The sequence below is a fragment of the Glutamicibacter sp. BW77 genome (genome assembly GCF_002332285.1).
Classification (GTDB): Bacteria; Actinomycetota; Actinomycetes; order Actinomycetales; family Micrococcaceae; genus Glutamicibacter; species Glutamicibacter bergerei.
Genome location: NZ_NRGT01000068.1, coordinates 1 through 23673 on the forward strand (window position 1 = coordinate 1; position 23673 = coordinate 23673).

At 56.2% G+C, this 23673-nt stretch carries 19 protein-coding genes; 8 read left to right on the top strand and 11 right to left on the bottom strand.

The features are described from left to right. Positions 1–845 precede the first annotated feature (845 nt). From CIK74_RS11295 to CIK74_RS11305, 3 genes are all read right to left on the bottom strand, one after another. Positions 846–1571 carry a glycosyltransferase family 2 protein gene (locus CIK74_RS11295; protein ID WP_096256320.1) on the bottom strand — a complete coding sequence of 242 codons (726 nt, stop codon included), beginning with the start codon at positions 1569–1571 and terminating at the stop codon, positions 846–848. A 2-nt stretch (positions 1572–1573) separates the two neighbouring features. Continuing rightward, the gene (locus CIK74_RS11300; protein WP_096256321.1) at positions 1574–2170 is read right to left on the bottom strand and encodes a hypothetical protein; all 597 of its coding nucleotides are present in this window, start codon (positions 2168–2170) and stop codon (positions 1574–1576) included. A 117-nt stretch (positions 2171–2287) separates the two neighbouring features. Then, positions 2288–3409, bottom strand: a complete 1122-nt coding sequence (locus tag CIK74_RS11305; RefSeq protein WP_343251925.1) for a ferrochelatase — start codon at positions 3407–3409, stop codon at positions 2288–2290. Positions 3410–4357: 948 nt separating this feature from the next. On the opposite strand from CIK74_RS11305, the gene CIK74_RS11310 reads away from it, so the two are divergent. The 4 genes from CIK74_RS11310 (at position 4358) to hpaD (ending at position 9215) form a co-directional block, all read left to right on the top strand. After that, positions 4358–5860 carry a fumarylacetoacetate hydrolase family protein gene (locus CIK74_RS11310; protein ID WP_096256323.1) on the top strand — a complete coding sequence of 501 codons (1503 nt, stop codon included), beginning with the start codon at positions 4358–4360 and terminating at the stop codon, positions 5858–5860. Next, entirely contained in the window at positions 5860–6519 is a 660-nt protein-coding gene (locus tag CIK74_RS11315; protein ID WP_096256324.1) for a GntR family transcriptional regulator, read from the top strand. The genes CIK74_RS11310 and CIK74_RS11315 overlap by 1 nt, the downstream gene beginning before the upstream one ends. Before the next feature lie 64 nt (positions 6520–6583). Next, positions 6584–8071, top strand: a complete 1488-nt coding sequence (hpaE, locus tag CIK74_RS11320) for a 5-carboxymethyl-2-hydroxymuconate semialdehyde dehydrogenase (RefSeq protein ID WP_096256325.1) — start codon at positions 6584–6586, stop codon at positions 8069–8071. Positions 8072–8105: 34 nt separating this feature from the next. Then, positions 8106–9215: a 3,4-dihydroxyphenylacetate 2,3-dioxygenase gene (gene hpaD, locus CIK74_RS11325; protein WP_229677160.1), complete on the top strand. Its 1110-nt coding sequence runs from the start codon at positions 8106–8108 to the stop codon at positions 9213–9215. A gap of 98 nt (positions 9216–9313) precedes the next feature. Here hpaD and CIK74_RS11330 read toward each other — a convergent pair whose 3' ends face one another. After that, a complete protein-coding gene (locus CIK74_RS11330) occupies positions 9314–9544 on the bottom strand; it encodes a hypothetical protein (RefSeq protein ID WP_141392935.1) in 231 nt (76 codons plus the stop codon). A 327-nt stretch (positions 9545–9871) separates the two neighbouring features. Here CIK74_RS11330 and CIK74_RS11335 point away from each other — a divergent pair, with 327 nt between their 5' ends. Both CIK74_RS11335 and CIK74_RS11340 read left to right on the top strand, forming a co-directional pair. Further along, a complete protein-coding gene (locus CIK74_RS11335) occupies positions 9872–11512 on the top strand; it encodes an ABC-F family ATP-binding cassette domain-containing protein (RefSeq protein ID WP_096256327.1) in 1641 nt (546 codons plus the stop codon). A gap of 175 nt (positions 11513–11687) precedes the next feature. Beyond that, positions 11688–12785: an acyl-CoA desaturase gene (locus CIK74_RS11340; protein WP_096256328.1), complete on the top strand. Its 1098-nt coding sequence runs from the start codon at positions 11688–11690 to the stop codon at positions 12783–12785. A gap of 77 nt (positions 12786–12862) precedes the next feature. Here CIK74_RS11340 and CIK74_RS11345 read toward each other — a convergent pair whose 3' ends face one another. From CIK74_RS11345 to CIK74_RS11375, 7 genes are all read right to left on the bottom strand, one after another. Further along, positions 12863–13228 carry an META domain-containing protein gene (locus tag CIK74_RS11345; RefSeq protein WP_096256329.1) on the bottom strand — a complete coding sequence of 122 codons (366 nt, stop codon included), beginning with the start codon at positions 13226–13228 and terminating at the stop codon, positions 12863–12865. A gap of 120 nt (positions 13229–13348) precedes the next feature. Continuing rightward, complete coding sequence (locus CIK74_RS11350; RefSeq protein WP_096256330.1) at positions 13349–14791, bottom strand: MFS transporter; 1443 nt, start codon at positions 14789–14791, stop codon at positions 13349–13351. A gap of 113 nt (positions 14792–14904) precedes the next feature. Further along, the gene (locus tag CIK74_RS11355; protein WP_096256331.1) at positions 14905–15636 is read right to left on the bottom strand and encodes a TetR/AcrR family transcriptional regulator C-terminal domain-containing protein; all 732 of its coding nucleotides are present in this window, start codon (positions 15634–15636) and stop codon (positions 14905–14907) included. Between the two features lie 87 nt (positions 15637–15723). After that, positions 15724–16695, bottom strand: a complete 972-nt coding sequence (locus tag CIK74_RS11360) for a hypothetical protein (protein ID WP_096256332.1) — start codon at positions 16693–16695, stop codon at positions 15724–15726. 105 nt (positions 16696–16800) lie between these two features. Next, positions 16801–17694 (bottom strand): sugar ABC transporter permease, encoded by an 894-nt coding sequence (locus tag CIK74_RS11365; RefSeq protein ID WP_096256333.1) that lies wholly within the window; start codon positions 17692–17694, stop codon positions 16801–16803. Beyond that, on the bottom strand, positions 17694–19274 hold the full coding sequence (locus CIK74_RS11370) for an ABC transporter permease subunit (RefSeq protein ID WP_096256334.1): 1581 nt from the start codon (positions 19272–19274) through the stop codon (positions 17694–17696). The genes CIK74_RS11365 and CIK74_RS11370 overlap by 1 nt, the downstream gene beginning before the upstream one ends. Before the next feature lie 90 nt (positions 19275–19364). Then, a complete protein-coding gene (locus CIK74_RS11375; protein ID WP_096256335.1) occupies positions 19365–20633 on the bottom strand; it encodes a maltose ABC transporter substrate-binding protein in 1269 nt (422 codons plus the stop codon). A 231-nt stretch (positions 20634–20864) separates the two neighbouring features. On the opposite strand from CIK74_RS11375, the gene CIK74_RS11380 reads away from it, so the two are divergent. Then, positions 20865–22553 (top strand): alpha-amylase family glycosyl hydrolase, encoded by a 1689-nt coding sequence (locus CIK74_RS11380; protein ID WP_096256336.1) that lies wholly within the window; start codon positions 20865–20867, stop codon positions 22551–22553. A gap of 81 nt (positions 22554–22634) precedes the next feature. Then, positions 22635–23642: a LacI family DNA-binding transcriptional regulator gene (locus CIK74_RS11385; protein WP_096256337.1), complete on the top strand. Its 1008-nt coding sequence runs from the start codon at positions 22635–22637 to the stop codon at positions 23640–23642. Positions 23643–23673: the final 31 nt, after the last annotated feature.

Here is a 23673-nt window from a genome sequence, read left to right on the forward strand (position 1 = left end):
CCTGAATCCTGAAGAGCCCCCTTACTACCGTTGCTATAACTCTTCAGATTATTATGAAAAAGCGAACTCACAAAGCGCACCTAACTAAACAACCTTTTCGCGAGGTCGAGCTAAGCGTCCCGGGACATCCTGGGGCGCTTACTCATTTCTTATACCAACACTGTCGGTCGTGGGAAAAGTAAAAGAGCCGGAGAGGAACCAATGCACCCCATCGAAATCTGTACAAACGGGCAAACTTGGGACGTGAGCCTCGACGGCTGGTTCCAAGGCACTTTCAAGTCAATGCATGACGCTTATCAAGCTGCATGTGACCTTAGCGTCGAGCACGAAAACAGTGAGATCGTGGTGCACGGCGAAATACCGTCACTCAAAAACGAAGGCACCCAGAAATCTGCCCCTGAGGATGGAACGTCGCGGGCGAGATAGGTGTTTCATTCGGATACTCGGCGCCCGACTAAGGGTCTAGCCCATCTGGACGACGTTGACATGAATCGGTGTTTGCCCACTGCTGCTGGGTTTGGCATGGAATCAGCGGCCTAAGTTCCCTGGGCACAAAGAAGAACCGAGTTGCGCGACGACTCAGATTGCTCGTGCAGAAGACTCAGATCTCCTGCTAAACAGTTCGCGCAGATGTTTGGCAAAGTTTGAAGTCACTGATCCGTCAGGACCAAAAGTTGTCGTTCTGGAATTGACTACGAGAGTTCGACACCGCAGCTGGCAGCTTGGGACGCTCGATCAACAAAGCAAAGTCACCTTAGTTTTGCGAGGTGAATTCCGATGGCGAGCGAATACTCTCGCTCCGCCAAATCCGGAGTTGGTTTTTGAGCTTCCACCATATTTGCGCTTTATTTCAACCCTAAAACCAGTTGCCAGCGATTAAGTATCCCGTTGATACCTCCATGCCTCGCCAATGTATTCATGGCAAGGAGACTGGACTGTCGAAAACCACGGGGCCGGAGGAAAACGCGTCCAGCCGCGCCCACACGAAGTGTCGGCAGGAACTTCAGGACAAAACTCTGCTGCGCGGCGCAGCTCAGATCCAGATCATCATGAATTTTGGTTCCGGTACGGCTGACCTGTTCCCGTACTCCAGTCCAGAGATCACTTCGAAACGCCATGTTGGATCCCCACAGGGGAACCGTGGCCAGAGCAGAACCGAGCAAGAAAAAATACCCCAGGGCGTAAAGAGCTGAACCTAACCATCGAGTTCCTAGGGGTAAATCATAAAAGAACCCAGGGCCGGTCAGCGCGCCGGCAGTCGGGTCCTGCACGAATTTCTTATAGATTTTCTCAAGCCAATCCGCCGGGGGCCGAGAATCAGCATCGCAACGCACAATGATCTCGCCAGTGGCACGGTCATATCCTGTGGCTGCTGCTGCGGGAATTCCGATATTTTTCTCAACAATGACTATAGCACCGGCAGATTTCGCGACCTCGGCGCTGCCATCCGTGCACCCATTGTCCACCACGATAATCTCGTCTGCCGGTACGGTCTGATGTGCGAGATTATCTAAAAGAACCTTCAAATACTCCTCATCGTTCAGCACAGGAATCACAATACTGATGCGCATAGTTACCGAGACTTTCTGTTCGAACTGATCCAAAATACGGTGCCTAGGATCCCTAAAATGCCTGCGAAAAAATCAGTCGTGCTGTCTAAAATCCCCACCCCTATCTCGGATGAAATTAAGAAATAGCCGCCCCATTCGCCCAACTCCCAGAGCACCGCAGCTAAGGACCCGTATGTGAGAAGCTCGCGGGCTCCAAGCCGATGCGGGACTTGGCTAGCCCCCTCGGTGAGGTGATTTCGTCGGATGCGGATTTCGTAGATCAAAGCGGTAACCACTGCCATGACGATCAGATGCACTACGAGATCCAACCACCAGATAGCTTGGTAGAGTCCAATCGAGCTAAATATCCCGGCGGAGATGAAAGCCAACTGGCCGATCACGTCTTGTACACGAGATCTTGCATAGTAGCGAAGCAGCCATGTGCCACCAGAAACCAAGGCCATCGCGGCGGCGGCAGCAGGGCCTGCACTCATCCATGCCAAGGGCACCAAAAAAAGCGCGATAATTCTCAGGAGATCGCTGGCATGAAATTTAAAAGTAGCCTCATAAGCAGAAACGACCATGTCTGGTTCACCGCACCTTTCCTGCTCTTGCACCATGGAAAATCGTTGTGAACCTCCTGTATAGGGATCACTTGTTATCTGCGCGGTATTACTTATCTCAGAGAACTTTCCACGGGAGTACACACAGGGGGGGGAAGTAGCCACGCGGATTGCTCATTCTTGAGGTTCAGACCGGCTCCAATTGGGAACCGTATTTTTCCACTTTGCACCTTCGCAGCACGTCAAGGAACATGCACCGCTACCTGGACTCAGCGCCTTCCCAGCGTTGATGACTGCGGGCTCAACCTGTTCTCCTCTGACCTGCGCTACTCGTTCAATCACCAAATCAACTAGTCCACTAACAAATAGTGAAGAGGTCCCCACGCTCTCTGCACGAAGAAAGGACATGCCTAGCTCTTGGGCTGTTTCGGCCGCCTCGGTATCCAAATCAAATTTGACCTCCATATGATCAGAGACAAACCCGATAGGGACTACGAGTACACCCTCTATACCTTCGTCGGAAAGCTCACGCAGACGATCGTTGATATCTGGTTCCAACCAAGGAGTATGTGGAGAACCCGAACGGGAACAGAAGACCAGTTCGGCATCAAGCTTTTCTCCACCTTCGAGTTCCTGTCCGATCCACTTGATCAGTTCTTCATGCTGAGCTTGGTACCCCGGGGTAAAACGTTCTGAGGTGCCTTGCATCGTGGAAGGGATCGAGTGGGTAACGTACAGGATCTTATGACGGGCGGGATCCAGTTCGCCGACGATTTCCTTTAAACGTGACAGCCCGTCGCGCACGCATTTGAGCTCTGCATGAGCGAATCCGGGGTGGTTGTAGTACTGGCGAACCTTGTCGAAAGTTACTTTCAGCCCCTCGCTGTCCAGTGCGTCCACCGCTTGAGCGAAGTCTTCACGATATTGCCGGCATGACGAGTAGGAGGAGTACGCCGAAGTATCAATGGCTAGGAAATTGCTCGCAGTAGAGGTAGAAGCGTGCTCCCGGACAACATCGGTAAGGTATGGGTTCCAATTTCGGTTTCCCCACAAAAGCGGCGTGCGAATTCCGCGAGAACTGAATTCGCTCTGCAGAGCCTGCAGTAATGCTTGATTCTGTTCGTTAATGGGAGACTTGCCACCGAAAAGGTAATAGTGCTCCCCGACTTCCTTGAGGCGTTCATCGGGGATTCCGCGCCCACGAGTGACGTTTTGCAGGAACGGAAGAACGTCTTCGGGCTTTTCCGGACCTCCAAACGACATCAGTACAACGGCGTCAAAAGGCTGTAGATCCATATTTTCCATCGGTTTCACTCACTGATTCGTCGTCTGAATTTTGTATTACCGGCATAATTTTCGAGGTCATGTTCCAATATGAAATCAGTGTCGACAGAGGCTACGAAAGTCTGGATCCTCCGCGCCCAACTGTTTTCCCGTCGAAATTTATCAAGCTCACAAAAGTATCTTACCTAGCTAACAATACACTCAGTGAACAAAACTTCCCTCAACTGTTCTTTTCACAGGAAATTTCAAGGAGCACCAAAGGGGGCGCTACGCCTATCCGCATCACATGAGTCAACAAATTCCCCTACCTAAGGCCCTTCGAATTAACCATCGGAATTACAGAGCCAAAAAGTCTGGCTTAACGCAGGAGCGGAATCCTGCTAAAGGGAGCAGTGAATTCTTTGCCAAGAAGAACCGGTTAGAAATGTGGAGTTACCCGTTAGGTTGGATCATCCGAGGACCAGCCAGCACATAATTTTGGACTAAACGCCAGACGGTGACGCGCTCTCGGCTGCCACATAATCCAGTGGAAGCTCTACCGATAAAACCCGCGAACCGATCGATGCTAGATGGAAAGCGGAATAAATCAGAATCAAGACAGGACCGCTCCAGGTGGCCAACGCGGCTCAAATCCTCTGCCGCATGCGGTCCATACGCAACCCAGACCCCTAGTGATCCTCGCCAAAAATCATCGGATCATATAAGCAATTTCGCTCCTCCAGCGTCCGACAGGGGGCTATTTCTCCCACCGATTCGGATGCAGAATTATGGTTGTTCATTTTGTCCCGCAGGTGAAGAATCAGTGGTAGGTTCCCCGGAATGGCGGGATATTTGCCCCAAACGAGAGCCCCAACCTGAACTCGGAAAAGTAACCAACATCAATGACTTGACACCGATTGAGATTGAGAGCACACTAGATCGTATACGATTTGATGTACGACGAAAGTGGGAAAATCAAAGATGAGTAATCCGATTCCGGTCAGCGAAGAAACTTTCGCTCAGGCTGGCAAGGTTCTTGCAGTACACCTGAGCTACTCCTCGCGAGCAGCACAGCGTGGACGCACTCCTAAATTCCCGAGCTACTTCATGAAGGCTTCCAGCTCACTGGCAACCACCGGCTCAACTGTGGAACGTCCAGCTGGTACCGAATTGCTCGCCTTCGAAGGCGAAATCGCATTGATCATCGGCAAGGCTGCCCGCCGCGTTTCCGTTGAAGAAGCCTGGAGCTACGTCGGTTCAGTCACCGCCTCCAACGACTTGGGTGTCCATGACATCAAGTACGCGGATAAGGGATCAAATATCCGCTCGAAGTCCGGCGACGGTTACACCCCGATGGGCCCAACCGCCCTCGCTGCAGCCGAGCTGGATCCAGCCAAGCTACGCGTACAGACCTGGGTCAATGGGAATATCGCCCAGGATGCAGATACCTCGGAACTGCTCTTCTCCTTCTCACAGATCGTTGCGGATCTTTCGCAGCAGATGACCTTGCAGCCAGGCGACGTGATCCTCACCGGTACCCCAGCAGGCTCCTCCGTATTCTTCCCTGGCGACATCGTCGAGGTTGAGGTCACCGATCTGCTCACCGGTGCTACCACCGGGCGCTTGAAAACCACCGCAGTTGAAGGCACTTCCACTTTCGCGGACTTCGGCAACCAGCCAAAGGTCACCGACAGGGATAAGGAAGACGCTTACGGCGACCGCGAAACCGCGGGCATGCCAGCGCTGGTCACCGGCAAGTCGGTACTCACCGATGAAGTCCGCGAACAGCTTGCCACCGTAGCTACCGCCACCTTGTCAGCTACCTTGCGCAAGCGCGGACTGAACAACGTAAACATCGAAGTACCAGGTGCTACCAAGGGCATGAAGCGTGTCATCGGTACCGCCCGCACACTGCGCTACATTCCAAACCGCGAAGATCTGTTCAAGGCTCACGGTGCCGGATACAACATGCAGAAGCAGTCAATTGATTCCTTGCAGGATGGCGAAATCCTGGTCATGGAAGCCCGCGGGGAAACCGGCTCGGCAACCTTGGGTGACATCCTGGCACTGCGTAGCCAGCAGCTTGGCGCCGCAGGCATCATCTCCGACGGTGGGGTGCGTGACCTTGACGCAGTCTCCGGCCTGGAAATCCCAGTGTTCTACAACGGTGCCCACCCGGCAGTCTTGGGTCGCAAGCACGTGGCCTGGGACAAGGACATCACCGTGGCTTGCGGTGGCGTCTCCGTCCAGCCAGGTGACGTCATCGTTGCAGATTCTGATGGCATCGTAGTGATCCCACCGGCAATGGTCGCCGAGGTCGCCGCGGAAGCCATGGTCACCGAGTCCAATGACGAATTCATCTTCGCCATGGTCCAGCGTGGCCACGGTATCGAGGGCCTGTTCCCTATGAACGCCGAGTGGAAAGCAAAGTACAACGCCTGGAAGGACGCCGGATCCCCGGATCTGGCCACCTGGGAGCTGTAATGACTACCTCCAAGTCAGAGGTCGCCTACGCGCTGGTCTCCGAACGAATCGTCAACGGGGCGTACTCCCCCGGATACCGACTCGTTCTGGGAACCATCGCCGAGGAACTGGGCTGCTCCGTAGTCCCGGTCCGCGAGGCGATCCGGCGCTTGGAGGCCGAAGGTCTGGTGCACTTCACCCGCAACGTAGGTGCCACCGTGGCGCAGGTGGATTCAACCCTCTACCTGCACACCATGCAGACCCTCGCGGTCATCGAACCAGCAGCCACCGCGTTGGCCGCGTCCGCCATGGACGAGGCCTGGTTGGCCAAAGCGCAGGATCTCAATGATCAAATGCGCCAGTGCTTGGAAGCGTTTGACCCGGTGGCCTTCACCGAGTTGAACAACGAGTTCCACCAGCAGCTCTACAGCCAGTGCCCTAACCCGCACATCTTGGATCTGGTCCAACGCGGATGGCGCCGACTCGCAGCAATGCGAGCCAGCTCCTTCACCCACATCCCGCACCGTGCCAAGCAGTCGGTAGAAGAGCACCAGCATTTACTGGAACTGATCGCCGCCCACGCCTCGACGAAAGACATCGAAGAGGCCGCCCGGACACACCGAACCAACACGCTCAACGCCTACCTGGCCCAGGCCAATATGGCACCCAGCGCCATCTAGACCCCACAAATTTTCATCATTTGATGACTTTCATTGCTGAAAGCCACGCGAAAGGAAAATATCCATGAGCAACGTTCCGGAGAATCTCCCCACCCACCTGCAGCACTACATCGATGGCAAGTTCGTCGATTCCATCTCGGGTAAAACCTTCGATGTGCAGGAACCGGTCAAGAACGAAAACTACGCCACCGTAGCTTCGGCTCAGCCCGAAGACGTTGACCTGGCAGTAGCCGCCGCCAACAAGGCCTTCAAGGAAGGCCCATGGTCCAAGATGCTGCCGCGTGAGCGTTCCCGCGTGCTGCACAAGATCGCCGACATCGTTGAATCCCGCGACGAAGAGCTGGCACTGCTGGAGTCCTACGACTCCGGCCTGCCAATCACCCAGGCCAAGGGTCAGGCTCGCCGTGCGGCAGAGAACTTCCGTTTCTTCGCTGACCTGATCGTTGCCCAGGTGGATAACACCTTCCGCGTACCAGGGCGCCAGATGAACTACGTGAACCGCAAGCCAATTGGCACCGCGGCACTGATCACCCCATGGAACGTTCCGTTCATGCAGGAATCATGGAAGCTTGCTCCGGCAATCGCTACCGGCAACTCGGTCGTACTCAAGCCTGCCAGCTACACCCCGCTGTCGGCGGTACTGTGGCCAGAAATCTTCCGCGAAGCGGGTCTGCCAGAAGGCGTCTTCAACCTGATCTTCGGCTCGGGCGGAGTGGCCGGCGATTACCTGGTCAAGCACCCGGATGTGCCATTGGTGTCCTTCACCGGTGACAGCTCCACCGGCGCTACCATCTCCACCGCAGCAGCCCCGCAGTTCAAGGGCCTGTCCCTGGAGCTGGGCGGCAAGTCCCCAGCCATCGTCTTCGCCGACGCTGACCTTGACGCAGCACTGGATGCAACCGTCTTCGGTGTGTTCTCGCTGAACGGCGAGCGTTGCACCGCCGGCTCCCGCGTACTGGTTCAGCGCGAAATCTACGATGATTTTGTTGCCAAGTTCGCAGAACGTGCAAAGAACATCCGCGTGGGTCTGCCAAGCGATCCAAAGACCGAGGTCGGCTCGCTGGTTCATCCGAACCACTTCGACAAGGTCATGAGCTACATCGAAATCGGCAAGAAGGAAGGCCGCCTGCTGGCAGGTGGCGGACGCGCAGAAGGCTTCGAGACGGGCAACTACGTTGCTCCGACCGTCTTCGCCGATGTTGCTCCAGAGGCACAGATCTTCCAGGACGAAATCTTCGGCCCAGTCGTAGCGATCACCCCGTTCGACACCGATGAAGAAGCACTGGAACTGGCCAACAACACCAAGTACGGCCTGGCCGCATACGTGTGGACCACCAACCTGAAGCGTGCGCACAACTTCGCACACGCCATCGATTCGGGCATGGTCTGGCTGAACTCAAACAACGTCCGTGACCTGCGCACCCCATTCGGTGGCGTGAAGGCTTCGGGTCTGGGCCGCGAGGGAGGCTACCGCTCGGTGGACTTCTACACCACCCAGCAGTCGATTCAGATCACCCTGAACGAGTCTCACTCCCCTAAGTTCGGCGTCTAACCCACCTTCTCGCTTTTGCAAAGGAGCAAACACCATGGCTAAAGAAATCAATAACCCAATCCCTACCCCATCGGTTCCAGCGCCGGATATCCTGCGCTGCGCCTACGCGGAACTGGTCGTCACCGACCTGGCCGCATCGCGCAAGTTCTACGTAGACGTTCTGGGTCTGCACGTCTCCTACGAGGATGACACCCAGATCTACCTGCGTTCCTTCGAAGAGTTCATCCACCACAACCTGGTCCTGACTCTCGGCCCGGTAGCAGCACTGAAGGCTATGGCTTTCCGTGTGCGCTCCACCGCCGAGGTAGACGCCGCTGAAGCGTACTACAAGGAATTGGGTTGCCGCACCGAGCGTCGCGCCGAGGGCTTTGTCCGCGGAATCGGCGATTCGGTCCGCGTGGAAGATCCACTGGGCTTCCCATACGAGTTCTTCTTCGAGACCGAGCATGTAGAGCGTCTGCACATGCGCTATGACCTATACTCGGCTGGCGAATTGGTCCGTCTGGACCACTTCAACCAGGTCACCCCGGACGTGCCACGCGGCCGCGCTTACCTCGAGGACCTGGGCTTCCGCGTCACCGAAGACATCCAGGACGAAGAAGGCACCACCTACGCAGCATGGATGCACCGCAAGGGCACCGTACACGACACCGCGCTCACCGGTGGCAACGGTCCACGCCTGCACCACGTAGCCTTCTCCACCCACGAGAAGCACAACATCATCCAGATCTGCGACAAGATGGGCGCACTGCGCATCTCGGACCGCATCGAGCGCGGCCCAGGCCGCCACGGTGTCTCCAACGCGTTCTACCTGTACATCCTGGATCCAGATGATCACCGCATCGAGATCTACACCCAGGATTACTACACCGGCGACCCGGACAACCCGGTCATCACCTGGGACGTGCACGATAACCAGCGTCGCGACTGGTGGGGCAACCCAGTTGTTCCATCGTGGTACACCGAAGCCTCGAAGGTCTTGGACCTGGACGGCAACGTGCAGGAAGTCATCACCCGCACCGACAGCTCCGAAATGGATGTCACCGTCGGCGCCGACGGCTTCTCATACACCCGTGAGAAGGACGAAGACGGCACCTACCGCGGAGAGCCTTCCAAGGGCTTCAAGCTCGGTAACCAGGTCTAAGACCTCGCCGAGGCAGCTTCCCTGAGCTGCTACGTGAAAATCCCGGCTCACCAGCGNNCGCTGGTGAGCCGGGATTTTTGGCGTTAAAGCAAGATTGATTAGCAACGCACCGGGAAGCGCAGGTGAAGCGCCGGGCGGCCAGCCTCGCCTGCGGAGACCTTGACGCTGCGTTCACCGGCGGGTTCCTGCGCCTTGGCCACGGCTACCGAGACAGAGTCGACGAAGTGGAATGGCACCTTGGGGTCCCAGCCCTTAGATCTTGGCAGGTCGTTTTCGTCCGCGATGAAGCCGTCCACCGACGCCGAGCCGCAAATGACAACCTTGCTCAAAGTCTCCTTCAAAAGTGCGGTTCATTACCGAACGAGTGGACAATACCTAAACAAAGTTCAACAGTGCGGCGAGAGATCCCCGAGCTCACAATGCGAGAGCTGCTTATGGCAACGGTCCGTAAAGCTTCCGGCCATTGCACATGTTGTATCCCGATTCATTCTCTCTCCCGTTCCCATTCTTTGATTCGCCCGTGGTGCGAAAGATTCCCGCATTCAAAGTGCCATGTCCATTTCCGAGTCATCAGCAATTTATCCTCTCCAAACATCACACCCGAGCTGGCAAAGAAGGAGCAATTCCACTGGCCAAAACCCCCTAGAATGAGAGCCATGACTGCAACACTGGTGGCCAAGGACCTTTCCGGGGGCCATGCCGATCGAACTCTCTTCTCCAAACTCAGCTTCACCCTCTCTCCGGGGGATGTGTATGGAATCGTAGGTGCCAACGGCGCAGGGAAAACCACGTTGCTTCGCCTGCTCGCAGGCGTTGACGAACCCATGGGCGGCACCGTCTCCACCGCACCCGATGGTGCATTCATCGGCTGGATGCCGCAGGAACACGACCGTCTTGAAGGCGAAACTATCGCCGGGTATCTAGCCCGCCGCACCGGTTGCGCGCAGGCCACCGCGGCCATGGAAGCGACCGCCGAGGCACTGGGTTCCGGGGCTCCCGGAGCAGATGACGCCTATGCCTTGGCCTTTGACCATTGGATGGCCTCGGGCGCCATGGACTTGGATGACCGCGCCCCTGAAGTCCTCGCGGAACTTGGCTTTGAGCTTTCCACCGACTCGCTGATGACCTCTTTGTCCGGCGGACAGGTAGCGCGCATCGCGCTGGCCGCTTTGCTGCTGAGCCGTTTTGATGTCGTCCTGCTTGATGAGCCGACGAATGACCTCGATTTGGCCGGGTTGGAACGACTGGAAACCTTTATCAATTCACTGCGCGCCGGCGTGGTGCTGGTATCCCACGACCGTGAATTCTTGGCTCGCTGCACTACCGGGATTGTGGAGCTGGATCTGGCGCAGAACCAAGTCGCGGTTTACGAAGGAGGCTATGATTCGTATCTTGAAGAACGGGACATCAACCGTCGTCATGCACGCGAAGCCTATGACGAATTCGCGGACAAAAAAGCAGATCTTGTCTCCCGTGCCCGCACCCAGCGTGAATGGTCTTCCCAAGGCGTTCGCAATGCCATGAAGAAGAACCCGGATAATGACAAGCTGCGCCGCAAGGCGTCCAATGAGTCCTCGGAAAAGCAGGCACAGAAGGTCCGCCAGATGGAGTCACGGATTAAACGGCTCGATGAGGTCATCGAGCCTCGTAAGGAATGGGTGCTGCAATTTGAAATTGCGGCGGCCCCGCGTTCTTCCACCGTGGTTTCCACACTCAATGAGGTGGCCCTGAACCGTGGACATTTCAGCTTCGGTCCACTGTCAATCCAGCTGAACGCCGGAGAGCGCATCGGCATTACCGGTCCCAATGGATCCGGAAAATCGACATTGCTCAACTTATTGCTGGGCAAAATCACCCCTAATACGGGAAGCGCCTCGCTGGGTGCCTCGGTGAAGATTGGTGAAATCGATCAGGCGCGCAGCTATTTGCCGGCCAGCCTTCCTTTGGGAGAAGCGTTTGAGCTCGAGCTGCCGGAAATGACTTCGGCGGACGCTCGGACTTTGCTCGCAAAATTCGGCCTGAAAGCCAATCAGACTGCTTCACTGGTCTCTGCGCTCTCCCCCGGTGAACGCACCCGTGCTGGTCTGGCTCTATTGCAAGCACGTGGCGTAAACCTGTTGGTCCTCGATGAGCCAACCAACCACCTGGACCTACCAGCAATTGAGCAACTTGAAGAAGCTTTGGAATCCTATGAGGGTGCCTTGCTGCTCGTCACACACGACCGGCGGATGCTTGAAAATGTGCGCCTTGACGCACGCTGGGAAATAACAGATGGCCAGTTGACAGTACGGCACTAACTGTTGCCTGGCTTGGGCGGAAAATGTTGAGTATCGTCTATTACTCGATATTTCAAATTTTGGCACCGACCGGACAGTTGCTTCACAGTTTTTCCAAGTAAGCTAAGGATATGGGAGCCGAGATTTTCAGTTCTTTCGACTGTAATGTCGACGCCTATCACCCAAGGATGTTTTCTTGAGCAGTAGTTCAGTACTGGACCCCGCAGGCCCGTCGGTCAAACCGGGAGATCCTAAAAGCTTTTTCCACGTCAAAAAGTTGGTCGGCGACGCTGGATTAATCCAACGCCGCCGCGGACACTACGTTGGCATCGCCACCGTCCTGACGGTTCTCCTTGCAGGTACAGTTGCCGGCTTTTTCCTGCTCGGGGATAGCTGGTTCCAGCTGCTGATGGCTGGTGCACTGGGTCTGTTGTTGACCCAGTTCGCTTTCTTGGCCCATGAGGCCGCTCACCGCCAGATCCTTGCCTCGCACAAGCGCAACGACAAGCTGGGCCAGTTCTTGGCAAATATTGTTGTCGGTATCAGCTACCAGTGGTGGATGAACAAGCACAATAAGCACCACGCCACTCCGAACACCATCGGCAAGGACCCGGACATCGAGTGGGACACCATCTCGTTCCAACCAGAGGATGCCAAGCGCCAGCGTGGTTTCCTCAAGTGGATCACCGAACGCCAGGGTTACTTGTTTTTCCCGCTGCTCACACTTGAGGGCTTGAACCTGCACATGCAGTCAATCAAGTACCTATTCCAGGCTAACCGCGTGAAGAACCGCAAGCGTGAAATGACCGGTATTGCACTGCGTATCGCGCTCTACCTAGCTGCCATCTTCTACTTCCTGCCTGTCGGTATGGCATTTGCGTTCATCGGCGTGCAGCTGGCAGTCTTCGGCGTTTACATGGGTGCGTCATTCGCTCCGAATCACAAGGGCATGCCCATGGTTCCCGAGAATGCACGTATCGACTTTTTCTCCCGCCAGGTACTCACCGGACGTAACGTGATGGCCAAGTCCAACTGGGGAAACCGTATTCTTTCCCACGTCTATGGCGGATTGAATTACCAGGTCGAGCATCACTTGTTCCCATCGATGCCACGCGCCAACCTGGCTGCAGTATCAAAAATCGTTCGCGAGTACTGCGACGAGCATCAGGTGCCTTACACCATTGCCAGCGTTCGTGAATCCTACTCGCAGGTCATTACCTACCTGAACAAGGTTGGCCTCTCGGCCCGCGATCCATTCGATTGCCCGCTGGTTAGCGGATACCGAATCGTCTAGTTCGAATCACTTACAAAAAATACCTCGGAATGCACCAAAAGGTTCATTCCGAGGTATTTTTGTTTTTTACCAAACAACTACCCGGCTCGCTTCAGCGTTCCAAGTTCGGCATTTTCCGCATCCAGCACCAGCATGCTGTCACCATTGATCTGCGCGGTAACAGCAGAGGAGAGCCACGGGTCGATTCCAAGGCAGAACATCTTGGTGCTGCTCAACTGTTCAAAATTGATCTCTCCATCGTTGCCAGCCCATTGACCTGCGATACGGTTGCATCCGTCGTTGCCTGATACTTTCCCATCTGCTGAAAGTTCAATCCAGGGTTTACCTTGGGCCTGTTCGCCCCATACCCCCTCGGGCGCCGAAGCGCCACCGGAAGACGAGGCGCAGGAGGCCAAGGCAAACATCAGAAGTGGGATGGCTAGGACCATGGTAAGACGCTTCATCCCTCCAGCGTAGAGCGATCACAGGAGCCTTCCAACGACTTTGCCCATATTCGCCGGTACTACCCGGTGCGCCCCAATGCTCCGCCCAGCTTCAGGGTGTGGCGCTGCCTCTGTACCAGCTCAGGAAACCGCTGCTTCGTCGCGTTGTCCCCTGCGCAGATCTCCAATGGCCACGCACATGGTGATCAGCACCAGCAATGCGATGGCGGCAAAGGACAAGCTCATCGCGTTAGTCCAGCCCGAGATGTGATTGACTCCGTAGAAGATCGCAGTAATGACCGCAATGCCTACCGCCGTGCCAATACGTTGGGAGGTCTGCATCAGCCCACCGGCGCTGCCGGAGTTTTCCAGCGGTACCTCCATCAGCGTCAGCGTTTGGTTCGGCGAAATAATGAAACCTTGGGCCAGACCGATAAATGACAGTGCCAGCATCATCCACCAGATATTCAACCCCGCGCGTGCTTCCAGCTCCACTACCGCCACCGTGGCCAGCAGTCCGAACAGTGCACTCGCGGTACCGAACACGATCATCTTGCGCCCGATACTCATCACGTAATTTCCCGCCAATTGCGAGCTCACCGCAGAGAGCAGTGCCGCCGGAAGACAGATCAATCCGGCTTCCAGTGCACTGAAATCGAGTGCGCTTTGCACATAAATGGCCACGAGCACCCATACGCTGCTGACACCCATAAAATACAGTCCGGCAATCAATGAGCCGTTGGTAAAGCTGGAAATCTTAAATAGGGCCAGTTCCACCATCGGGGCACGGCCCCGCGCCTTATATTTCTTCTCCCAGTAAACCCAGAAGACCAAGATCGCTAGACCCACTACCAGCAGTGCCCACAGCGCAGGATTCTCGCGTCCCTGGACGAACGGAAGCAGGAAAGCCAACAATCCCACCGCCAGTAAGACCCCTCCCACGGGGTCTAGGTCCAGCTTTCCGGTACCGCGGATCAGCAAGGGGCGTGGCAACCACATCAATGCCAGTAGTACCGCGATGATTCCCACCGGAACGTTAATCAAAAAAGTCCAACGCCAGCCGGCATCCGGGCCAAGCCAGCCGATCAAAAAACCACCAAGAACCGGGCCAATAGCCACCGAAACGCCGATGACCGTGCCCAACAGTCCGTAAGCGCGTCCGCGCTCGTGACCTTTAAAGTGTTGTTGAATCATGCCCATAACCTGCGGGTTCAGCAGGCCAGAACCAAATCCCATAATAAAACGTGCGATATTCAGGCTGGTGGGATCCGGAGCTAGGCCGGCGAAGATTGAGGAGAGCGTAAAGATGATCACTCCGGCCACAAACATCACCCCGCGCCCCAGCACATCTCCGGCACGTCCGGCGGCAACTAACACCACGCCGAAGGTTAGCGCATATCCGGCGAGCACCCACTGCATGTCGGCTTCGGTGGCGCCGAGGGTGGACTCAATGGACGGCAGCACCACGTTGACAATGCTGACCGAAACCAATGACATAAACATCGTCGCTAGGAGCACCCCAAGCAAGCGCCACCGTGCCGCGGAGGATAAGGGCTCGGGCAGCTTTTGATCTCGCTGTGGCATGGTCCAACTTTCAACTGGTAGGCCGATACCTGACGAACTCCGCAGGAGGTCCAAAAATTTATGCGAACAAGTACTCAAGCGTCCAGGGCGAGGAAGTTATTCCCTAGTGATGCTCAGTTTCTCGCGAGAATCACTTCGATGGACAGGATCCGCATCTCCACTAGTTCAGCGAAGATCTCGTCACTGGTCTGTTCGGGAAGCTCAAGCGAAGCCCGACACATTGGCGCATCCACCTCTGGGTAGTTATCCAGCCAGCGTTCGGCCACGACTCTAGTGACTACGTCGCGGTATTGCTCCGGGGCACGGTCATAGGGGTAGTCATATTTCAGTGCGAAGCCGAGCACGTCCTGTTCTAAACAACGTGACAGACTGACCGCATTTTTTAGTGGCAGACCAATGTCTACAAAAAACTTCAGTAACCGTTCCAGCAACTCGGTGTGCCTCGGCCCGATATCGGCGGTCACACTTTCTTCCATTCCCACCAAGGTGGCGCGTGGGAACATCCGATAGACCTCACGTGAGCGGTTATAGGCTTCGCCCACGGAATCACGCCAGTTCTCCGGATCAAAATCGATGAACGGAGCCTTTTCCAAAAACTGCGCTACCGCGAGGTTGATAATCTCTTGGCGGTCAGCCACGTAGTTATACAGCGCCCGCGGGGTCACGGAGAACTCTGCCGCCAACCGGTGCATAGTCACCGCGGAGAAGCCTTCATTTCCAGCGATGTGCAAGGCACGGGCAGCTAGTTCGTCACGTGAGAACGTCGCCCAATTTGAGTCTTTTCGGGGTCGGCCTCGCCCACGCTTAGCTGGCGGTGTCGGCAAGGAATTTGGGGCGTCGCTCATAGTTCTATTCTAAGCAGTCGGGCACCTGTATTCCGGAAACTACTTGGCTGTTTGTCCTGCTGTCATCCATCAGATTCGATAACAGAACTAATACAGGGCCAAGAGCTTGCGTACCCGCTCGTGCCACAGTCCACCGGCGAGCGCTAAATGCCCGACGGCGAATGCCAGTCCCCCAACCACCCAGGTGTCGATTAATGCTGGATGGCCCAGGTTGCCGAGTGCGGCAGTTAGTCCGGCGGCAATTACCAAGATCCCGACAGTAATCAATGCTACTTGGACCCAGAATTTGCGGGTCGGAAGTAGGACTGCCAGCAGTCCCAAGACAATCGCGGGTGAAATGATCAGCCAGATGTTATTGGTGCTCTCGTCTAAGGCCGGACGCACCGCCCATACCAGTCCTAAGAGCACCAGCAAGGCACCTGAAATCAACCAGAGAGCTCCAGGATAAGCCATGGATCCACGCATCATGATCATCGGGGTAAGTACCTGCGCCCAAAGCAACACGGTGATCGGGATGAAATACAGCCCAATGCCCGCGGCACCAAAGATCACTACGAGCGTGAAAAGTACCGCGCCGAGTACTCCAAGAGTCCAGGTGAACTTATTCTGCGCCCACAGTCGCAGTGAGCTGAACAACACCGGCAGCACCGCAAGCCAGATGATCTGAGCTCCCACTGCAGCTTCCCACGTGGACAACATAGTCTCTGCCAACGCTGTGCCGTCTGGCTCGACGGAGGCAATAGGACCGAAGTAAAGCACCACGGCGGTCAGCAGAGCAAAGGCAAGAATCGGCCAGCCAAGAATTCGGTTCAAGAATTCTTTGCCACTACGTACCGCCAGTGCTTCGGGTTCGGTCCGCCGGAACTTTTCAGCTCGCATAGCTGCGGTACCGAGGTGCTCAAATAGCTCTACCTGATTGCGGCCGCGTCCGGGCAGTTGACGGATCTTCGCGTTGGTTTGTTCAATGATCCTGTTTCGCTCTTCAATGTTCAGGTGTCCCAATTCGAGGCGCAATTGATCCAAGTATTTGCGTGCTGCGCGTGGGAGGCGTGACTTCATGAGGCTTACTTTAGCCGGTGCGCTCCCCAGTTTGGCGGATGCCACCGTTGCGTCTGACACATGGTGCCTGATGACGTGGTGAGCCCTTTTCGTGTTTCGAAAAACCTATTTGCCGGCTCCTGCGGTCAGCCCGCCTACAATGTATTTCTGCAAGAACAAGAACAGTGCCATGACCGGGATGGCTGCGAGCACCGCACCAGCGGCGAACACCGACCAGTTTGAGGTGAATTCTTCAGAGACGTAGGAGTACAGCCCTACCGCTAGCGTTTGATTCTCCGGGCTGACCAATACCACGGAGGCGATCACGAAGTCGCTGGTGGTGGAGATGAATGACAGCAATCCCACCACTGCAAGGATCGGTGCCACCAGGCGCAGGATCATGGTGAAGAAGATGCGCGCATGCCCAGCCCCATCAATCTTGGCAGCCTCATCAATTTCTATCGGCACAGTATTGAAGAACCCATACATTAAGTAGGTGTTTACACCCAGTGCGCCACCGAGATACACCATGATTAGAGCAATCTGGTTATCGATACCCAGTGCTGGGTACACATCCCCCAGGGTCGTGAGCAAAATGAAGATTGCTACCACTGCCAGCAATTGCGGGAAAATCTGGACTACCAATAAGGACACCAGGCCAAAGCGGCGGCCTTTGAAGCGCATCCTGCTAAAGCTGTAGGCGGCGAGTGCACCAAGCAGCACGGACGCGGCAGCGGTAGTTAGTCCGATAAACATTGTGTTAGCAAACCATGCAGCGAAGGGACGCTGTTCATTAGCGAAGAGCTTCTCGTAGCTTTCCAAACCAATGGTGCTGAAGAATCCGTTGGAGGAAAGCAGGGTGCCGTTGGGATTGAGCGACGCGGAAAGAACATAGAGCAGCGGGAAGGCCGCGTAGATGCACAGCGCCACACCAATGAGGTGGCGCCAGCCGGTTGCCGCGAACCACTGACCGAAGGTTTTTTTCGGTCCCTTGGATGAGATTGAGGTTGCAGTGCTCATTAGTTCAATTCCTCCAGAGCTTTGGTCTGCTTAAAGCTGATGACCGCGATCAGCGAAACGATCAAGAAGATGATGATGGAGAATGCGCTAGCCAACCCGTAGTCGCGCTGTGAGCCGACGAACGCTACCTTGTACACCATCGAAATGAGGATGTCCGTGGAACCCACGTTCATGGCGCCGTCCGCTAGACGTGGTCCGCCCTCGGTCAGCATGTAGATGATGTTGAAGTTGTTGAAGTTGAACGCGAAAGAAGAGATCAGCAGCGGCGCTACGGATACCAGTAGCAATGGCATCTTGATCAACCGGAAGATCTGGAAGGGTTTCGCCCCGTCAATTTTCGCGGCTTCAGAAAGCTCTTCTGGAATCGATTGCAAGGCGCCAGTGCAGACGAGGAACATATAAGGGAATCCAAGCCAGAGGTTGACCCAGAGCACGGAGAACTTGGCTAGCCATGGGTCGGTAAGCCAGGGTATCGAGGCTCCGTTGAAAAGTACCTGGTTAACAAAACCGAAGTCCTTGTTCAGCATGCCTGCCCAGACCAGGCCGCCAAGGAATGCAGGGAACGCATAAGGCAGGATCGAGATGACTCGGTAGATCTTGCGCCCCTTCATCCGCAGGTCGTTGAACACAATCGCAAGGAATAATCCAAGGAAGAAGGTCGTGGCGACCGAGAGAAATGCGAAGACGAAGGTCCACACGGTGACCGAGATCAACGAGCTGCGGATCGAGGAGTCAGTGATAGCCCGAGTGAAGTTGTCAAAACCTACGTTGATGGACCAGCCCGGCATTAATTGCTCACCATCCGGTGCGGTATAGGCGCCCACGCCGGTGTCGCTATATACCGTCCCAGTGATCGAGTCGGTCATCGTATCTGCACCCTTGTCGTAGACCAGGGTGGAAGTGTACTGATATGCGGTCCGTCCATCGGAGGTGCGAAGAGTTCCCTGGGTCGGGTCTTCGCTCATGGGCACCGCTAAGGACGTGACCTCCTGTTGCCGGCCAAGTAAATCAGCGAAGTTCAGCTGGGTGTATTTTCCAAGTGCTGCCGGGTCAATCGGTGCCAGAGGGTCATCGGAGTCCCCCACAAGCTGCTGCCCTTCACGCTGTACCAAGAGCGCCAGCCCGTCGGCACCATCCAGCACCGTCACCGGGTAGCTGGCCGAGTCAGGCACACGTTGCTGATTGGTTTGCAGCAGCGACATGATCGCGTCGTCCTGATCCGAGTTGTGCCCGGATCCATAGTTGGTAAAGGCGATATAACCGGTGTAACCAATGACAAAAACTTGGAAGATCAGCAGAAATACGGCGCCGGGTGCCAAATACTTAGCCGGCAGCCACCCTCGTTTGAGGTAGATGACGTTGATCAATAAGGTAATGACACCGATGATGCTGGCAATAAGCACCGCGTCTTTAGCTACTGCGAGGAAAATTGCAAATACTGCGGTAGCGTCCAGGACCGCCAGCGCGACGATCTTGAAGAGCATCGTGCCCAGTCCGCCGCTAAATTGGAGCGAAGTACTTTTTTCCCCGGAAGCACGTTCAGGGGCGGCTTCTTGTGGCGCGGTGGTTTTGAGATTCATCTACGTGGTCCTTGAACGATTCTGCCAGCGGTTATCGGTGTGGTTAGGCCGGGGTGTGAGTCCAAGACTTATACCCCGGCCAACGCAGAACTACTTGGAAATTGCTGCTTCGATGTCCTCAGCCATCTTGTCCCAGCGCTTGGCTGGATCTTTGGCCTTGCCGGAGATGATGTCAGCTTCTGCGACACCCCAGAATTCCCAGACCGCAGCCATTTCGGGAACGTTTGGCATCGGAACACCGTTGGCTCCAACTTCACCGAAGGCCGCAACTACTTCGTCAGATTTCGCGGCCTCGAAGGCTGCCTTGTTTGCTGGTGGACGGTCGCCAACCTTATAGAGCTCGGTCTGCACCGCCTCGGTACCAATGTAGTTGGTCAAAAATTCTGTAGCTGCCAACAGGTTTTCGGTCTTCGAAGAGACGAAGAATCCCTGGACTGCCACGAACGGTTGTGCTGGTTCGCCACCGGCGCTTGGGATTGGGTCAATGGACAACTCAATCTTGGCTTTTTCGGCCGCTTCGACGTTCCATGGGCCAGTAATCAAGAATGGTGAATCGCCGGAAACAAACTTTTCCTTGGCAATATCTGAGTCCACGGAGGTTTTCAGTGTGCCTTCTTTGCCCTGTTCAGCCATCCACTGAGCGAATTTCTCGCCGCCGGAGTTGTTCAATTCCAGCTTGCTGGCGTCATAGGCACCATCGGCATTGGTACCGAATACTGGTGCGCCGAATGAAGTCTGGAATGGGTAGAGATGGAATGGATCACCGGTTTCGGAGACCTGCACCAGGAATGGGAAGTCTGCCCCTGATTTTTCACCGGCAGTGATCATCTCGTCAAAGGTGGCAGGTGCTTTATCAGCCAGCTTGGTGTTGCGTAGCAGTGCCAAGTTTTCGGTGGCATAGGGGACGCCGTAGGCTTTTCCTTCATAGCTCATCGCGTTGACCGCGACATCCTGGAAGTCTGCTGCTTTGTCGCCCAGTTCTACCGGCTGAACAACGCCGTTATTGACGAGATTGCCCAACCAGTCATGGGCGCCGATGGTGATATCAGGACCCTTGCCGGTAGGTACCTGACGCAGGAAGTCTTCTTGAATCTTCGAGAAATCCTTGATGACCAGATCTACCTTCACGCCACTGGCTGCCTGGAAGTCCTTGGCCGCCAGTTTCAGCACTGGTTCACGGTTTGCGTCAACCCAGACGGTCAACGATCCGGCTTCAGAAGGCGCCGAGGCAGAAGCCGCGGGCGAGCTGGAAGTGGTGGGTTCGGTCGTAGTGCCGGATCCGCCGCAGGCGGTCAGCGAGAGTGCGGCGATGGCCGTCATGGCCCCGCCGACAATCAGGGAGCGAGCGTTCACCTTCATTGGTGTACCTTTCGTAACAACCTCGGTCCAAGGTCGGGACCGGGCGGATCTGAGCGTCGAAGGTTTTCGACAAATATGTAAGCGTTTCCAGAGTGACATAAATCATTGACGTTGGCAACACTCAGCAAAGAATCAATCATTCTTCCTTGCTGCGCAAGCCCACCTCTACGCGAAGCAGAAGAATTACTGGAAGCGTTTACAAGCACGTACTCATCGCCTATCGTTATTGTCATGACTCAAACGCGCGCGCTTTCGACCACGCCATCAACCGAGCCCGGCTCGGAATGGTGGCGCACCTCGGTGATCTACCAGATCTATCCACGCTCCTTCGCAGACGCCAACGGAGATGGAATCGGAGATCTGCAGGGCATTACCTCCCGCCTGGAACAGCTGGCCACCATGGATATTGACGCAATCTGGCTCTCGCCCTTTTTCACCTCACCCCAAAAAGATGGAGGCTACGACGTCTCCAACTATGTGGACGTGGACCCGCTCTTTGGCACCTTGGCCGATTACGACGCAATGGTGGCCCGCGCCCATGAGCTCGGATTACGCGTCATCATCGATCTTGTTCCAAACCACTGCTCCGATCAGCACCCCTGGTTCCAGGAAGCATTGAACTCCCCGGCCGGCTCCCCCGAACGCGATCGCTTCATCTTCCGCGACGCCGACGAAGGAACCTTGCCCAATAACTGGGAATCGGTGTTCGGCGGACCCATGTGGACCCGGACCGCCAACGAAGACGGCACCCCCGGCCAGGTGTACCTGCATATCTTCGATGCCACGCAACCAGACTTCAACTGGCACAACGAGGAAGTTCGCGCGATGTTCCGCGACGTACTGCGCTTCTGGCTGGACCGCGGCACCGACGGTTTCCGTGTGGACGTTGCCCACGGCATGATCAAGGCCGAAGGGCTTCCAGATTTCACCCCCGACCCCAAGGGTGCATCCATGGGCGGAACCGAAGAACTTGCCCCGTGGTGGGGCCAGGACGGCGTGCATGAAATCTACCGCGACTGGCGTACCGTCATGGATGAATATGAAGGCCAGCGCGTGCTCTGCGCCGAAGCCTGGGTCAACCCACTAGATCTAATGGCCAAGTGGGTGCGTGAAGATGAAATGCATCAAGCCTTCAATTTCCCTTATCTCAGCACCGGCTGGGATGCCTCGGCAATGCGTGAAGTAATCAATGAGTCAATGGCCGCCTTCGGCGCGGTTGGCGCGCCGAGCACCTGGGTACTGTCCAACCACGATGTCGTACGCCACTCCTCACGGTTAGCACTCACCGACGACAACCCGCAGGGCGAAGGCATCGGCCCACTAACCCCAAACCATCCAGATCCGGTCATCGGTTTGCGCCGCGCCAGGGCCGCCTCCACGCTCATGCTTGCGCTACCCGGTGGCGCCTACCTCTATCAGGGTGAAGAGCTCGGCTTACCCGAAGCCATGGAGCTACCGGACGAGGCACGCCAAGACCCGACCTGGTTCCGCACCAATCACGAGCGCTACGGCCGAGATGGCTGCCGTGTCCCGCTTCCGTGGGAAGCCGACGCCCCGGCCTACGGCTTTAATACCACCGGAGAAAGCTGGCTACCCCAGCCCGAGCAATGGGCCGGTTATGCCCGTTCATTGCAGGAAAACGACGCCGACTCAACCCTGCATCTATATCAAGAACTACTGCGTTTGCGCCGCGAACATGCACTGGGTTCCGGAGACGTACAATGGCTAGCTAGCAATGATGAGAAGCTACTGACCCTGCAAAATGGCTCGGTTATTATCGTGATGAATTTTTGTGCGGACCCGGTTCGCTTACCGCCGGAGCTAGCAAAACTACCACGACTGGTCTCCAGCGCCTTGCAGGTCTCGGAGTCAAGCATCGAAGGCGAAACCGCGCTATGGCTTGACGCTACGCGAAGCTAACTGCCGGTAAGCTCAAAAAGTAGCTGTGGCGTCCACTAGGTGGTCGCCACAGCACTAGACATACTTCGTGAAAGGGTCATCGTGGCCAGCATCAAAGACGTGGCTGAGGCCGCAGGTGTCTCCATCGCCACCGTCTCTAGGGCCCTGTCGGGTCGCGGAAACGTCTCGGCCACCACCCTCGCGGCGGTCCGCCGGGCAGCACACGAGCTGGACTACGTGGTTTCCGCCAGCGCCTCAGGTCTGGCCTCGGGCCGCACCCGGAATATCGGCGTGCTGGTACCAATGATTAACCGCTGGTATTACGCCTCGGTGCTTGAAGGCATTAGCGCGGCACTGATGCGTGAAGGTTATGACACCACCTTGTATCAGCTGAGCAAGGAAGTGGACCAACGCGAAAAGGTATTCTCTGACTTCCTGCTACGCCAACGGGTAGACGCGGTCATCGCAGTCAACGTGGAGTTAGGCGAGGCCGAGATGAAAGCCCTGCACGCACTGGATAAACCACTGGTCGGAGTAGGCGGACCATTACCCGGCGCTCCCACCCTCTTCTGGGATGAAGAAGCGGTGGCGGCCTTAGCTACCGAGCACCTCATCGCGCTGGGCCACACACGTATCGCCCACATTGGTGGCAGCCAAGAAACCGACCAGGATTTCCATTTGCCGACCCGCCGCCGGGCCGGATACGAGCGCGCCATGCGTGAGGCTTCACTGACCGTAGATGACCGGCTCTACCTGGGCGCCGATTTCAGCATGGCCCAGGGCTATCAGGCGGCAAAGCAGCTGCTCGGCCACCCGGTAAATCGTCCCACCGCCATTTTTGCTGCCAGCGATGAGATGGCTATCGGTGCGATGCTCGCCGCCCGGGACTTAGGCCTGCAGCTGCCCCATGATCTGTCGGTGATTGGTATCGACAACCACGAACTTGCAGACATGTTTGGGCTGACCACCATTGAACAGCGACCCCACCAGCAGGGTGAAACTGCGGTAGCCATGTTGTTGCGCACCATTCGCGGGTTAGAGCCGGCTGCGGGCCATCCCATTGAACATCGGCTGATTGTGCGTTCATCAACAACGCGCCCACCGGCATGATGCCAGCGAGCGCGTTGTTGTTGTTATTCAG